The following is a 14,348-nucleotide window of genomic DNA, read 5'->3' on the forward strand; positions in this document are numbered from 1 at the left end:
TGATTCCGCACGATAAGTACCACGTGAAGCAGCCCGCCTCGCGCCTGCCACCACCCGCACCGCCCGCATGACTCGCAAGGAGGCGACCGTGACCTATCGCGTTGGCCTCGTGTGCGCAGCGGGGGTGTCGAGCACGTTCCTCGCTCACGCTCTGCGCGCCGCGATCGTCGACGCCGGGCTCACCGCGGTCGAGCTCGAGCCGATGTCGGCCGACCGGGCCGTCGTCGCCGACGTCGAACTGCTGCTGGTGGCTCACCACCTGCGGGGCGCTTGCGATGAGCTGCGCACCGCAACGGCCACCCCGATTGTGCTGCTGACCACTGATGACCGGGGGGCCGTCATCACTGAAGCGACGCGCGAAATTCTGCAGCGCGTCGACACCACCGCCGCATTGGAAGGACCCTGACCATGGCCGAACGTACTCTCGCTGTCGCCTCCGCGAACGGACTGCACGCTCGGCCCGCGGCCCTGTTCGTCAAGACGGTGACCGACTCGGGCCAGCAGGTGCAGCTGACCAAGGGGGAGCGGTCGGTCAACGCGGCGAGCATCCTCGGTGTTGTATCGCTCGGAATCGAGTACGGGGATGAGGTCACCGTTGCGGTCGAGGGTGACAATGCCAACGACACGCTGGATGCACTGGTCGACTTTCTCTCGACGGATCACGACGCCTGATGGCCACCACCGAACTGATCCGCGGCGTCGGCATCGGGCGCGGTACCGCCGTCGGCCCGGTGCTGCGGATGCCCGACCCCGTGCCTGACCCTGCCGACACCCGCCGGGAGCGCTCCGCGGACGACGAACAGGCCCGCGCGACGGAGGCGCTTGCCGCCACCGCCGCCCAGCTGCGGGCGCGCGGTCAGGCGGCCGGCGGCACGGCGGCCGAGGTCCTCGACGCGCTCGCGATGATGGCCGATGACCCTGCTCTCGCCGCCGACGTCACGCACCGCATCACTGACGGCTCGACCGCGGAGTACGCGATTCACGCGGCCATGGCGTCCTTCCGCGACGTGCTTGCGGCCATGGGTGGCTACCTCGGTGAGCGCGCCGGCGACCTCGACGACGTCGCCCGTCGCGCCATCGCGCACCTCATGGGTCTGCCAGAGCCGGGTGTTCCGCAGTCGGACGCCCCGTTCATCCTGGTCGCCCGCGATCTCGCTCCCGCCGACACGGCAACCCTTGACCTCGACAGTGTGCTCGCTCTCGTCACGACCGACGGCGGGCCGACCTCGCACACCGCGATCCTCGCCCGCGAGAAGGGCATCACCGCCGTCGTCGGGGCGACGGGTGCGGCCGCGCTCGTCGACGGCGACCTGGTGCTCGTCGATGCCGAAACCGGCACGGTCGAACGAGACCCCGATGACGAGCGAGTCACCCTCGCGCTGCAGCGCACGGCGGCGCTCGCCGCGATCCGCGCGGCCAGCACCGGCCCGGGGCGCCTGGCCGACGGCCACGCCGTTCCGCTGCTGGCCAACATTGGCTCAGTCGACTCCGCCAGGGAAGCGGCCGCCCGCGGTGCCGAAGGCGTCGGCCTGTTCCGCACGGAGGTGCTGTTCCTCGGCGCCGAGAAGGCCCCCAGCGTTGACGAGCAGGCCGAGACGTACCGCGCGGTCTTCGCCGAGTTCCCCGGCCAGAAGGTTGTCGTGCGCGTGCTCGACGCCGGGGCCGACAAGCCGCTCGCCTTCCTCACCGACCAGGGCGAAGAGAACCCTGCGCTCGGGCGGCGTGGACTGCGCGCGCTGCAGGCGCACGAAGAGGTGCTGCGCGATCAGCTGACCGCGCTGGCGACAGCGGCTGCGGCGAGCGACGCCCACGTGCGGGTCATGGCGCCCATGGTCTCGACGCCGGAGGAAGCGGCGTACTTCCGCGCTCTCGCCCACGAGCTCGGTGTGCCCACCGCCGGCGTCATGGTCGAGGTGCCGAGCGCCGCGATCCTCGCCGACCACCTCGTGCCGCACGCCGACTTCGTCTCGATCGGCACGAACGACCTCACCCAGTACGTGTTTGCCGCCGACCGGCTCCTCGGCACGGTCGCCCACCTGCAAGACCCGTGGCATCCGGCCGTCCTGCGCCTTATCGAGGCGGTGGGTCGTGCCGGCGCTGACAACGGTGTGCCGGTCGGCATCTGTGGTGAGGCCGCAGCCGATCCCCTGCTCGCCGTCGTGCTCGTCGGGTTGGGTGCCACCACGCTTTCGATGTCCTCCACCTCCATCGCCGACGTGCGCGCCGAACTGGCGCAGCACACGCTCGACGACGCCAAGCGCCTCGCCGCGCTCGCGCTCGCCGCGCCGAGTGCCGAGGCCGCCCGCGCGGCGGTCACGACCGCTCGCCCCTAGCCCCCGTCCGACCCCTCATCCCGCACCATCCACCCCTCATATAAGGAGACACTCATGACGACGACGTCAGCCCCTCCGGCCCGCTCGGGCGCGCGCGTGCGCATCCAGCGGTTCGGTACCTTCCTCAGCGGCATGATCATGCCGAACATTGCGGCCTTCATCGCCTGGGGATTCATCACCGCCTTCTTCATCCCCACGGGCTGGACCCCCAACGCGACCATCTCCGACGCCCTCGTCGGACCGATGATCGTCTACTTGCTGCCGTTGCTCATCGCCAACATGGGCGGTCGCATGGTCTACGGCACTCGCGGTGGCGTCGTCGGCACGATCGCGACGATGGGTGTCATCGTCGGTAGCGAGGTGCCGATGTTCATCGGCGCCATGCTCATGGGCCCCCTCGCCGCGTGGCTCATGAAGAAGATCGACTCGATCTGGGACGGCAAGATCCGCGCTGGCTTCGAGATGCTCGTCGACAACTTCTCGGCGGGAATCCTCGGCTTCGGCCTCGCCATCGGTGCGTTCTTCGGCATTGCGCCGCTCGTGAGCGCCTTCAGCGCGGGCCTTGGCGCCGGTGTCGACTTCCTCATTCTGACCGGCCTGCTGCCCATCGCGAGCATCCTTGTCGAGCCGGCCAAGGTGTTGTTCCTGAACAACGCGATCAACCACGGTGTGCTCACGCCGCTCGGTATCGAGCAGGCGGCCGCGAACGGCAAGTCGCTGCTGTTCCTCGTTGAGGCGAACCCCGGACCGGGCCTCGGTCTGCTCGTCGCCTTCGCGCTCTTCGGCGTCGGCATCGCCCGTGCGTCGGCTCCGGGCGCGATCATCATCCACTTCCTGGGTGGTATCCACGAGATCTACTTCCCGTACGTGCTGATGAAGCCCGTCCTGATCGTCGCGATGATCGCAGGCGGTGCCACTGGTGTCACGACGAACCTCATCTTCGACTCGGGGCTTCGCGCTCCCGCCTCGCCCGGCTCGATCTTCGCGGTGCTGCTGCAGACGGCGAACGACAGCTACGTCGGTGTTGTCCTCTCGGTGGTGTTGTCGGCCACGGTGACGTTCCTCGTCGCGAGCCTCATCCTGCGGGCCAGCCGCAAGAAGGACCTCGCCGCGCTCGAGGCCAACGGCGACAGCTTCGGCGCGTCGGTTGCCCAGAACGCCGAGAACAAGGGCGGCGAGTCGCGCGTTGGTGCGCTGCTCGGCCAGGGCACCGCGACGGCGACCGACATCCACAACGTCGTGTTCGCCTGCGACGCCGGCATGGGCTCGAGCGCGATGGGCGCCACGATCCTGCGCAAGAAGTTCGCCGACGCGGGACTGACGGACGTGACCGTCACGAACGTCGCCGTCGCCAACCTCGATGAAACCGCCGACCTGGTGATCACTCACCAGGACCTCACGGACCGCGCCCGCCACGCGGCCCCGAACGCCGTGCACGTCTCGGTTGAGAACTTCATGGCGAGCCCGAAGTACGACGAGGTTGTCGCCCTCGTCAAGAGCCAGCACTCGTAAGATCGCTGACACCATCACGGGGGCATCGTGAGCAGCTGTGCCGCGGTGCCCCCGTGCATTCCCTGATCGACGCCGTGGCACACACCACGGCAACCACCGACGAGAAGGACCCGACCATGAGCGCTGACGTTCTGACCCCCGACCGCATCATCCTCGGCGGCACCGCCCGCACCCGTGACGAGGCGATCAACGAGGGTGGCCGACTGCTTGTTGCTGCCGGCGCCGTCGACGAGTCGTACGTCGCGGCGATGCACGCGCGAGAGGCCTCCGTCTCGACCTTCATGGGCAATCACCTCGCGATTCCGCACGGCACGAACGAGGCGAAAGACGCGATCCACTCGTCGGCGATGACCCTCGTGCGCTACGACGAGCCCATCGACTGGGACGGCAACCCTGTGCGCGTCGTCGCCACCATCGCCGGCAAAGATGGAGGCCACATGGCCGTGCTGCAGGCGCTGGCTCTCGCGTTCAGCGACGAAGAGTCGGTGCAGCGCGTGCTCGATGCACAAACCCCGGACGACGTGCTCGCCGTGCTCGGCGACGTCAACGTCTAGGGGGCAGGTCATGACGGCGGTCCACTTCGGCGCCGGCAACATCGGCCGCGGCTTCATTGGCCTGCTGCTGCACGAGGCTGGACACGACCTCGTCTTTGTCGACGTCAACGCGCCCCTGATTTCCGCTCTCACCGCCGCCGACAGCTACCGCGTCATCGAGATCGGGCCGGGTGGCGGAGAGACGACCGTGACCGGTTTTTCGGCCATCGACAGCGCGGCCGACCGCGACGCCGCGGTGATGGCCGTCGCGACCGCCGACATCGTCACGACGGCGGTGGGCCCCACCGTGCTGCGCTTCATCGCCCCGCTAATTGCTGACGGGCTGCGCGCCCGCGCGGCGGGAACGCCGCCGCTCGTCATCATGGCGTGCGAAAACGCCCTGCAGGCGACCGACTCCCTGCGTGCCGAGATCGCCACGGCGTTGGGCGATGACGCCGCCGCCCTGACGCGGGCCATTTTCGCCAACACCGCCGTCGACCGCATCGTGCCGACCGCCGACCCCGCCGACGGACTCGACGTGCGCGTTGAACCGTTCTGCGAGTGGGCCATCGAGACCGGGCCGTTCCCGGGTGCGCCGCCGAGCATCCCGGGCGCGCACTTCGTCGACGACCTCGCGCCGTACATCGAACGCAAGCTGTTCACGGTCAACACCGGCCACGCGGCCACCGCCTACCTCGGACGTCTCGCCGGCGCCGCCACTATTCACGAGGCAATCGGGATGCCCGCGGTGCGTGACGCCGTCAGCGCCGCTCTGCGAGAAACCTCGTCGCTGCTGGTCGCTCGACACGGTTTCGAGCGCGCCGTACAGGACGCGTACCGCGACACCGCACTGCGCCGTTTCGCGAACGATGCCCTCGCCGACCCGGTCGAGCGCGTCGGGCGGCAGCCCCTGCGCAAACTGTCGCGACACGAGCGCCTCATCGAACCGGCGGCCGCGCTGGCGGAGCGGGGCGAGCATCCGACCGCCCTTCTGGAAGTCATCAGCGCGGCTCTGCAGTTTGTTGACGTCGCCGACGACCCGGAGAGTATCGAGCTGGGCGAGAAGCTCGCCTCGCTCACTCCCGAGCAGGTGGTCGTCGAGGTTACGGGAGTGGGGCCGGAGCATCCTCTGCACTCGGCGCTCGTGAGCCGCGTCGCCGACGCGCAGCGCGCACGCTGACCCACACGATCGCCGCCAGCACCCCGAGTACGGCCAGCCACGGCAGCAGGATGCCGGTGAGCACAAGCGCAGCTGAGCCGAAGGCGACGAGTGCATCCCAGCCCTGGCGCAAGCCGTCGAGGAAGGTACCGGGCTCGGTGGGCGGGGCCACCGCCTCTGACCCGAGGGTCAGCGTCAGTGTCGAGAGGGACACCCGATCGGCAAGCGATCGGCGTTGTGCTTGGAGGCTCTCGAGTTGCCCCTGGCGATCGGCGACGACCGATTCGAGGGTGATGAGGTCGTCAATGTCCTCTGCCTGCACCAGCAGCGCCAAGAGCCGGTCGAGGGAAGCCTCGAGTGCTCCGATGCGGGCGTCCAGGTCTTGCACCTCGCGGGTCACATCGCTCGCGCTGAGGCTCAGCTCTTCGAGCTCACCCAGGGTCTTCAGCTCGTCGATCGTGGGCTGCAATACCTCGCTCGGAATGCGCAACACCAGTTCGGCGCCTCCCGCGTCGTTGTTGTGGGGGGCATACTCGGTGCGCCCATCGACGCGCCCTCCCGCGCGCTCCGTGATGCGGGCTGCCTCGGTGGCCGCCTCCAGCGGGGCCTCCACCGTGAGGTACATCCAGCCGGTGGTGATGACCTGGCGGCCATCGCCGGGTGTCGGAGTGCTGATCGGGCCCTCATCCTCACCGACGGCACCGTCGCCGCCCATGTCGGGGGCGGGAGCGCCGGGTGCAGGCTCGCCGCCCCATCCGCCGCCCCCGTCGGAGCCGGACTCGGCGACCGCAGAGCAGCCGGCCAGCAGAAGGGTCGCCGCGAGGGCGGCGAGAGGGGCGAGGGTGCGGCGTGGTCGGGTCATGGCGGTGACGCTACTCCCGCATATGTTTGCCCCACCACCCAACGTTTTTGGCAGATGCATAACCGTTATCTGAACTCCCGCTGATAGGGCACAGAGCGTCCGGTGCAAACGCTCGAAACGGATGCGCGCCTGTCGATAGCGTCGAAGCACGCGGACACGAACCGCGACCCGTTACCCCGGGAATCGACCGACAAAGGAGGACGACCATGGGGTTCACCGACAGTGCGAAGGACGCCGCTGAGGCGACCGGCGAGAAGATCGGCCGCAAGGTCGAGGACGCGAAAGAAGCCGCCAGCGACAAGGTCGATGAGATGCAGGCCGACGCTGAGGTGAAGAAGAAGGAAGCCGAGCTGAAAAAGGCCGAATCTGAGGCCGAGGCGACGAAGGCGAAGAACGACTACAAAAAAGACCTGCGCGACTAGGGGTGGACGCGAAGGGCACGGGGGTCGGCTCAGCCGGCCCCCGTGTTGTCTTTTCGCACGGGCGGTGAGTGGGGAAGAATGCGGTCATGACGGCGACGGCGAGCCAGCGGTTCCGCGCCTGGGTGCGCCGGAGACGCGCCCCCCTCTTGCACATCGACCGCGACACGGGGGGAGACGGCCCCATCGTCGTGATGATTCACGGCATCGCATCGTCATCCGTCACGTTTCAGAACCTGGTGCCGCTACTCGAGCCCGACCACCGGTGCATCACCATTGACATTCTGGGCTTCGGGAAATCCCCGGCGCCGTCCGACTGGGACTACACACTCGCGGAGCACGCGGCGGCTCTCGATGCGACCATCCGATCTCTGAAGCTCGATCGTCCGTTCATCCTCATCGGGCATTCGCTCGGCAGCCTGATCGCCACCCGCTACGCCGCCCGGCACCCGAACGGCATCGCGCGACTCGTGCTCGTCAGCCCGCCGCTGTACCTTCCGCCCGAAACGATCGGCGACCGCGTTGACCGGGCGGGCATGGGCGCCTACTTCACCCTGTACGAGTTCTTGCGCGGCAATCAAGACTTCACGGTGCGCGCCGCCGCCGCGCTCGCGAGAATCGCGCCCATCAAGAACGTGCTCGACGTCACCGCCGAGAACTGGGTGCCGTTCACGCGGTCGCTGCAAAACGCCATCGAGTCGCAGACGACCATCGCCGACCTGGCGGCCGTCGACGCTCCCGTTGACCTCGTTTACGGCACCCTCGACCCGTTCCTCGCGCCGGGCGGGCTGAAGATCGCCGAGCGGTTGCGTCACGTCACCGCCACCCGCGTCGCCGGGAACGACCACCTCGTGCGGCCGCGGCTCGCGGAGGCGGTCGCCGAGGTTGTGCGCTCGCCCGTGCACGACTCCGAGCCCGGTTAGTCTTTTCGAATGCATACATCGGTACTGGGTCGCACCGGAGCGACCGTCTCATCGATCGGACTCGGAACCTGGCAGCTCGGCGCCGACTGGGGCGAGGTGAGCGAGGCGGACGCGTTCGCCGTGCTCGACGCCGCTGTTGAGTCGGGCGTCACGATGGTTGACACGGCCGACGTCTACGGAGACGGCCGCAGCGAGCAGCTCATCGGCCGCTACCTGCGCGAGCACCCCGACGCCGGGCTCTTCGTGGCCACGAAGATGGGTCGGCGTCTGCCGCAGGTGCCCGAGAACTATTCGACCGAGAACTTCCTCGCCTGGAACGATCGCAGCCGCCAGAACCTGCAGGTCGACACGCTCGACCTCGTGCAGCTGCACTGCCCGCCGACCCCCGTCTACTCGATCGACCGCGTCTACGACGACCTCGACGCCATGGTCGACGCCGGCCGCATCCGCCACTACGGCGTCAGCGTCGAGACGGTCGAGGAGGCGCTCACCGCCATCGCCCGCCCGAATGTCGCGAGCGTGCAGATCATCGTCAACGCCTTCCGCCTGAAGCCCCTGGATGCTGTGCTCCCGGCCGCGCAGGAGGCCGGCGTCGGCATCATCGCCCGCGTTCCGCTCGCCTCCGGCCTGCTCAGCGGCCGCTACTCGCGCGAGACGACGTTCGCCGAAAACGACCACCGGAACTACAACCGCAACGGCGACGCCTTCGATGTCGGCGAGACCTTCTCGGGCGTGAACTACGAGGCGGGAGTGGAGGCGGCTCAGCAGTTCGCCGCGCTCGCCGCCGAGCACGACCTCGCCCCCGCGACCGCGGCGCTGGCCTGGCTCGTGCACCTGCCCGGCATCTCGACCGTGATCCCGGGGGCCCGCTCGCCCGAGCAGGCCCGCATGAACGCGGCGGCGGGCGGCGTCGAACCCCTCGGCGACGACTTCCACGCCCGCGTGGTGGCGCTGTACGACCAGTACTTCCGCGCCGCCGTGCATCCTCGCTGGTGAGCTCGGAGGCCACACCGGGCAGTGAGCGGCGCGGCCTCGGCCGCACCTTCGCCAACGTCTTCACGGCGAACCTGGCCTCGAGCCTGGGCGACGGCATCGCGCGCACAGCCGCGCCGTTGCTTGCCGCGCGGCTCACCGACGATCCGGTGCTGATCGCCGGCCTGGCCGCTCTCGCGATGCTGCCGTGGCTACTGTTCGCCCTGCCAAGCGGCATCCTCGTCGATCGCATGGACAGGCGGCACGCCCTCGCGCTCGCCGCTTCGGTGCGCACCGTGCTCGCCGTGGGATTGCTCGCGCTCGTCTGGACCGACGCCCTCACCATTTGGTGGCTCTACCTGCTGATCTTCGTCTACGGCGCGTGCGAGACCCTCTACGACGGAGCGATCCGCGCGGTGGTGCCGAGCGTCGTGCCGAAGAAGAAGCTGTCACGCGCCAACGCCCGCATCGAGGGCGCCGAGCTGGTGGTGCAGAACTTCGCGGCGGCCCCGCTCACCTCGGCGCTGTTCGCCGTCGCCGTGCTGATCCCGCTCGGGCTGCTGGGTGCGGCCTATGGGCTCGCCGTCGTGCTGGCCGTGCTGCTGCCGCAGGTGGCGTCGGGGCGGCAGTTCCGGGGCGGAGCCGCGGCGAGCGGTGGGCCGGCGCAGCCGGACGTCGCGGACGCGAGTGACGAGGAGGGCGCGCCGCGAGCATCCGCCTCGCCTGTTTCCCCGCCGCCCACCGAGCCATTCCGGCGCCAGCTCGTCGACGGCTGGCGGTTCATCATGGCGAACCGGCAACTGCGCACCCTGTGGTTCTTCACGACCGCGACCGGGCTGCTGTATGCCGCTTCTTCGGCGACGCTCGTGCTGTTCGTGCTGCAGACGCTGGCGATTCCGGAGGCGGCGTTCGGGTTGTTCCTGCTCGCGGGAGCGATCGGCGGACTGCTCGGCTCGATCGTCGCCTCGCGCCTGCAGGCTCGTTTCGGGCTCGGGGCGATCATGGCCGCCATGAACCTCATCGCCGGGGTGGCGACGCTCGTCATGGGCATCTGGCCGGTCGCCGCCGTCGGGGTGATCGGCTTCGCGGTCGGATCGGGCAGCGTCACCATCTGGAACATCCTGATGATGTCGTACCGGCAGGCGATCGTGCCCGGCCGGCTGCTCGGGCGGGTGCACGGCACCTGGCGCACCCTGCTGTGGGGATCCATGCCGCTCGGTTCGGTCATCGGTGGTGCGATTGCGCTCGTCGATCTCCGCCTGCCGTGGATCATCGGGGGCGGACTCATGACCCTGCTCGCGCTCGTGTTCTACCGGTTCCTGATGGGGTTGCCGAACCCCGAAGACATTGACAACGGCGACGAGCCGCCACCTGTCACCGACGCGCTGCCGGCCGTCGGGTCGGGCACGCCGCCGGGCCAGCCGACGGCAGACCGCTAGGAAGCCCCCGCGCTAGGCTCGGGCGCGTGCCCGTGAGCCTGTATCGCGACAAGTATTCCGACGCGTTTCGCGCACTGCGCTTGGTATCGCGACGGGAGGTCGCGCCCGACTTCTGGCGGGTTCGCCTCGCCGTTACCGCGGACAACCCCGATGCTCTCGTCGGCTACCGGGCGCCCGGCGCCGGGGACCACGGCCGGGTGTACGTCGGCCGTGCCGTCGACGACTGGGCGGTGCCCGTCGACGCGTCGGGGGTTCCGGCGGGGGAGTTTCGCATCGAGACCGTCGTCGACCACTCGGTCTCTGAGGGCTGGATCGACCTCGACCTGCTCGTGCACCGCGGGGCCGACGGCTCGCCGGCGGGTCTGATCGGACCCTGGGCCGTCGCCGCGCCGCTCGGGTCTCCCGTGATCGTGGCCGACCCCAAGGGGTCCGTCCTGATGCGCGGAGCGCCGGAGGCCTGGGTGCTGGCGGGCGACGACTCCGCCGTGCCGGCCGTGCGGCGCTACATCGCGGCGCTCGCCGGTGGGGGAGCCCCGGGCCTGGTGCTGCTCGAAACCCGGTACGGGGTGGACGAGCTGGAACTCGACGTTCCTGCGGGGGTGGAGGTGCGCATCCTCGAGCCGGACGCGACGCCGTCGGCGGCGCTCGCCTCCGCGCTGGAGTCGCTGCCTCGCCCGCTACCCGCGCCCGAGACGATCGGGCTCGAGACGGACGTGCTGCTCTTCGCCTGCGCCGAGCAGTCGCTCGTGTCGGTCGCCCGCCGGGTGCTCGAGCGCTGGCGCATCGACCCCGAGAACGCCATCGCCAAGGGCTACTGGAAGCGCTCGACCGCTAGCGTGAAGACGTGAGTGAGTCCGAGGAACGGTCACGGGGCCCGGTGCGAGTCGTCGCCGTCGTCACGCTGGTCGGGGTGCTCGCCGCGGCGTTCGTCTTCATATCGGCGCTCGTCGCGCCCTCCTTCGGCGACCGCGCGATGCAGCGGTGTACCGCGCTCGGGCTCGAGGCTGGCGGTGACACGGTCGGGTTGAGCGCCAACGCCTTCCTCCCGCTGCAGTGGACCTGCACCTACTCGGACGAGTCGGGCCGGACGCAGCGCAGCACGATCACGATCGGTGACCTCGCGAGTTAGTCGAGGGCGGCCGCGGCTCAGAAGTCGGCAAGCCAATCGTGCATGGCGTCGAGCGTGTAGCCGGGGGCGTCACGGTGCACGTTGTGGCCGCCCGGAACGATGCGCTGCTCGATCAGCGGGTTGGCGGCGAGCGCGTGAGTGGCGAGGTCACCCGCGAACAGCGCGCCCCGGTCGGGGTCGCCCGCGATCACGAGCGTCGGCTGGGTGAGGTGCGGAAGGTGCGGCAGCGCATCCCAATCGGGGTTGTCGAGCACGGCGTGCTCGAGCGCGAACCGGGAGGCAGCGTGCACGGCCCGCACCCGCAGCTCGACGTCGAGCGGGTGCCAGTGCGGATTTTCTGCCGTCGCGCTCTCGATCGTGATGGCGTCTTTCGCCGCCAGCTGCCGGTGACGAATGGCGTCTCGCGCCTGCTCGTTGGCGTGGAGCGCAGGGTCGAGCAGTACGAGGCGCTCAGCCCAGCGAGGGTGCGCGGCGGCCGCGACGACCGTGGCGGCGCCGCCGATCGAGTGGGCGACCACGAGGTTCCAGGTGCCGCGCTGGGTGGCGGGGTGAGCATCCCCGCTGCCCGGGGTGTCGGTCGCGCCGCGCGGATGCGTGGTCGCGAGGTCAGCGGCGAACTCCTCGATGCGATAGCTCGAGGTGCGGGGCGCGTCGCCGTGCCCGCGCAGGTCGACGGCGTCGACGCTCCAGCCGGCGTCGGCCAGTGACTCGGCGACGCGCCACATGGTGTGCGCGCTCGAGCCCAGGCCGTGCACGAGCAGCGCGCGACGGTCGCTGTCGGTCGGCCCCCAGTGCAGTCGCGGCAGTGTCACGGCGCTCATGCCGCCACCCTAGCCCCGTGCCCTGCGCCGTGCAGCGGGTGTTCTCGCCGCCTGCGCCTCGCGCCCGCGCCACGCCACTGCCCGGCGCCCGGCGCCCTGCGCCCCGCGCCAAGCGTCTCGTGCCCGGCCCCCGCCACCGACGCGGGCCGAAGCCCGGTTCACCTCTGCGAGCCGTCCCACTTCTCAGGAAAAATGCCGTGGGCCCCGCGAACCGACCGGCCCTCGGCGCACACACGACACTATTTTTCCTGAGAAGTTGGTCACCGCTCCTCCCCACGTTGCCGCTCAACTGGTGTCGACTCGTGCTGGGGATCAGAGCGCCCTCGAACCGTCGAGTCGAGGCACGCTCCGCGTCATGGCTGCGCTCAACCCGTTGCGTGTTTATTCCCGTGCCGACCTGCTGGGGCTCCTGCCAGAACGGCAACTGCGTCGCTATCTGGCTTCGGGTGCCATCGTGCGACTGCGACGTGACGCGTATGCCAGCCCTGCTCTGCCCATCGATGTGCAACGCGCCGTCACGCTAGGCGGCAGTGTGGCGTGCGTGTCAGCGCTCGCGCACGTCGGCGGTTGGCTCCCCCCACATGCAGGAGTTCACGTCGCCGTCGCGCGAAATGCTTCGCGCCTAGCCCGACACAGACGTCTCTTGGGCGGTGCTCGCATTCATTGGACGGCTCGTGCAGGGCGAGAATCCGTGCAAGAACCGGAAGACGCGGTCGCACAAGTCATTCGATGCCAGCCTCGCGCGGTCGCGATCGCCGTGTTGGACAGCGTTGTGCGTCTGGGCGCGGTCGACCGTGATGTCGTCCGCAAGCTGATCGACAGAGCGCCCCGCCGCTGCACACTGACGTGGGGAGACCTCGACCCGCGTGCGGAGTCTGGCATCGAGTCGTTGGTGAGGGTCGCACTGCGTGACGCCGGGCTGACTGTCGAACCGCAGGTCGTAGTTGCCGGAGTCGGGCGTGTCGATTTTCTTGTCGAGGGCCGGGTGATCGTCGAGGTGGATGGTCGCGAGTGGCATCGCGGTGAGCAGGAACGCGACTATCGACGTGATCTCGAGGCGCTGAGCAGCGGATTCCCGGTCGTGAGAGTCGATTACCTGCACGCCCTCCGGCACGGCGATTTGGTGGTGGCCGCGGTCCGCCGTGCACTGTCTGCGCGAATCGACACCGCACGCGGCGTACGACTTCTCAGGAATTCTTGACCGCGTCGGGGTCGTTGCCCATGAAGTTGACTGGGAGGCGACAGAAGTTCCTGAGAAAGACGACAGTCGCGCCCATCACGGGTTGACGGCAACCGAGCAGGCGAGCAGGTCCGCGGCGCAGCCCGCCTACCCGAGGTCGTCGGGGTGGCGGCCCGTGCGCTCGCCCGTCTCGAGTTGCGCGATCTCGGCCATGTCGGTGGCGGTGAGCTCCCAGTCGAAGATGTCGGCGTTCTCGGCCACGCGCTCGAGTGACGTCGACTTCGGAATCACGATGAGCCCCTGCTGCACGTGCCAGCGCAGCGCCACCTGGGCGGGCGTCTTGTCGTGCCGCGCCGCGATGGCGTCGAGCACGTCGCGGTCGCGCGAGCCGACCTCGAGCACGCGGCCGCGGGCGAGCGGGCTCCAGCTTTCGACGGCGGCGCCCATCGCCGAGGCGGCGGCCCGAATTTCACGCTGCGGCAGCCACGGGTGCAGCTCGACCTGGTCGACGACGGGGGCGACCCCGGTCTCGTCGACGAGACGCTGCAGGTGGTGCGGTTCGAAGTTGCTGACGCCGATCGACCGCACGAGGCCCTGCTCGCGTAGGGCGATGAGCGCCTTCCACGCGTCGACGTAGCGGTCTTGGCGTGGCGCCGGCCAGTGAATCAGGTACAGGTCGAAGTATTCGAGGCCCGACGCGTCGAGCGCATCGAGGAACGCGGCTCGCGTCTCGTCGACCCCGTGTCGGTCGTTCCACACCTTCGAGGTGACGTACAGCTCGTCGCGGGGCACCCCGCTCGCGCGCACGCCCTCGCCCACTTCTGCCTCGTTATTGTAGAGCGCCGCCGTGTCAACGTGGCGGTAGCCGAGCTCGATCGCGCCGGCGACGAGGTCGGCGGTCTGCTCCGCCGGAACCTTGTACACGCCGAGCCCCAGCTGCGGGATGCTCGTGCCGTCGGACAGCGTGATGCGCGGGGCGAGGGGCTCGGCTGCGGTCATGGGCCCAGTATTGCGAAGCGATCCGCGAGAACGCACAGCGAGCATCCAGCGCCCTGAGGAATTGATC

16 protein-coding genes are annotated in these 14,348 nt (G+C 69.6%); 13 read left to right on the forward strand and 3 right to left on the reverse strand.

Annotation, left to right across the window (positions count from 1 at the left end; translation table 11 throughout):
- Positions 1–88: 88 nt before the first annotated feature.
- From ACK4SC_RS10320 to ACK4SC_RS10345, 6 genes are all read left to right on the forward strand, one after another.
- Complete coding sequence (locus ACK4SC_RS10320) at positions 89–406, forward strand: hypothetical protein (protein ID WP_409617677.1); 318 nt, start codon at positions 89–91, stop codon at positions 404–406.
- A gap of 2 nt (positions 407–408) precedes the next feature.
- On the forward strand, positions 409–672 hold the full coding sequence (locus tag ACK4SC_RS10325; protein ID WP_409617679.1) for an HPr family phosphocarrier protein: 264 nt from the start codon (positions 409–411) through the stop codon (positions 670–672).
- A complete protein-coding gene (gene ptsP, locus ACK4SC_RS10330; RefSeq protein ID WP_409617681.1) occupies positions 672–2,333 on the forward strand; it encodes a phosphoenolpyruvate--protein phosphotransferase in 1,662 nt (553 codons plus the stop codon). Before ACK4SC_RS10325 ends, ptsP begins: the two co-directional genes overlap by 1 nt.
- A gap of 54 nt (positions 2,334–2,387) precedes the next feature.
- Complete coding sequence (locus ACK4SC_RS10335; protein ID WP_409617683.1) at positions 2,388–3,845, forward strand: PTS mannitol transporter subunit IICB; 1,458 nt, start codon at positions 2,388–2,390, stop codon at positions 3,843–3,845.
- Positions 3,846–3,961: 116 nt separating this feature from the next.
- The gene (locus tag ACK4SC_RS10340; RefSeq protein ID WP_409617685.1) at positions 3,962–4,399 is read left to right on the forward strand and encodes a PTS sugar transporter subunit IIA; all 438 of its coding nucleotides are present in this window, start codon (positions 3,962–3,964) and stop codon (positions 4,397–4,399) included.
- 10 nt (positions 4,400–4,409) lie between these two features.
- On the forward strand, positions 4,410–5,558 hold the full coding sequence (locus ACK4SC_RS10345) for a mannitol-1-phosphate 5-dehydrogenase (protein ID WP_409617687.1): 1,149 nt from the start codon (positions 4,410–4,412) through the stop codon (positions 5,556–5,558).
- On the opposite strand, the gene ACK4SC_RS10350 is transcribed toward ACK4SC_RS10345, so the two are convergent.
- Positions 5,482–6,399 carry a DUF4349 domain-containing protein gene (locus ACK4SC_RS10350; protein WP_409617689.1) on the reverse strand — a complete coding sequence of 306 codons (918 nt, stop codon included), beginning with the start codon at positions 6,397–6,399 and terminating at the stop codon, positions 5,482–5,484. The two genes, ACK4SC_RS10345 and ACK4SC_RS10350, sit on opposite strands and share 77 nt — an antisense overlap.
- A 206-nt stretch (positions 6,400–6,605) precedes the next feature.
- Between ACK4SC_RS10350 and ACK4SC_RS10355 the strand changes: the two genes are divergently transcribed.
- The 6 genes from ACK4SC_RS10355 (at position 6,606) to ACK4SC_RS10380 (ending at position 11,281) form a co-directional block, all read left to right on the forward strand.
- Positions 6,606–6,821 carry a hypothetical protein gene (locus ACK4SC_RS10355; protein WP_409617691.1) on the forward strand — a complete coding sequence of 72 codons (216 nt, stop codon included), beginning with the start codon at positions 6,606–6,608 and terminating at the stop codon, positions 6,819–6,821.
- Between the two features lie 86 nt (positions 6,822–6,907).
- A complete protein-coding gene (locus ACK4SC_RS10360; protein WP_409617693.1) occupies positions 6,908–7,741 on the forward strand; it encodes an alpha/beta fold hydrolase in 834 nt (277 codons plus the stop codon).
- Between the two features lie 9 nt (positions 7,742–7,750).
- Positions 7,751–8,737 (forward strand): aldo/keto reductase, encoded by a 987-nt coding sequence (locus ACK4SC_RS10365; RefSeq protein WP_409617695.1) that lies wholly within the window; start codon positions 7,751–7,753, stop codon positions 8,735–8,737.
- Positions 8,734–10,152, forward strand: coding sequence for an MFS transporter (locus tag ACK4SC_RS10370; protein WP_409617697.1), 1,419 nt, complete (start codon positions 8,734–8,736; stop codon positions 10,150–10,152). The genes ACK4SC_RS10365 and ACK4SC_RS10370 overlap by 4 nt, the downstream gene beginning before the upstream one ends.
- Before the next feature lie 26 nt (positions 10,153–10,178).
- Positions 10,179–11,000, forward strand: a complete 822-nt coding sequence (locus ACK4SC_RS10375; RefSeq protein ID WP_409617699.1) for a siderophore-interacting protein — start codon at positions 10,179–10,181, stop codon at positions 10,998–11,000.
- The gene (locus ACK4SC_RS10380) at positions 10,997–11,281 is read left to right on the forward strand and encodes a hypothetical protein (protein WP_409617701.1); all 285 of its coding nucleotides are present in this window, start codon (positions 10,997–10,999) and stop codon (positions 11,279–11,281) included. Before ACK4SC_RS10375 ends, ACK4SC_RS10380 begins: the two co-directional genes overlap by 4 nt.
- A gap of 17 nt (positions 11,282–11,298) precedes the next feature.
- Here the strand turns inward: ACK4SC_RS10380 and ACK4SC_RS10385 are convergent, their stop codons facing one another.
- The gene (locus ACK4SC_RS10385; RefSeq protein ID WP_409617703.1) at positions 11,299–12,102 is read right to left on the reverse strand and encodes an alpha/beta fold hydrolase; all 804 of its coding nucleotides are present in this window, start codon (positions 12,100–12,102) and stop codon (positions 11,299–11,301) included.
- Between the two features lie 691 nt (positions 12,103–12,793).
- On the opposite strand from ACK4SC_RS10385, the gene ACK4SC_RS10390 reads away from it, so the two are divergent.
- The gene (locus ACK4SC_RS10390) at positions 12,794–13,303 is read left to right on the forward strand and encodes an endonuclease domain-containing protein (protein ID WP_409617705.1); all 510 of its coding nucleotides are present in this window, start codon (positions 12,794–12,796) and stop codon (positions 13,301–13,303) included.
- 126 nt (positions 13,304–13,429) lie between these two features.
- On the opposite strand, the gene ACK4SC_RS10395 is transcribed toward ACK4SC_RS10390, so the two are convergent.
- Positions 13,430–14,281 carry an aldo/keto reductase gene (locus ACK4SC_RS10395; RefSeq protein WP_409617706.1) on the reverse strand — a complete coding sequence of 284 codons (852 nt, stop codon included), beginning with the start codon at positions 14,279–14,281 and terminating at the stop codon, positions 13,430–13,432.
- Positions 14,282–14,348: the final 67 nt, after the last annotated feature.

It is taken from the genome of Microcella sp. (genome assembly GCF_046293215.1).
Lineage (GTDB): Bacteria > Actinomycetota > Actinomycetes > Actinomycetales > Microbacteriaceae > Microcella.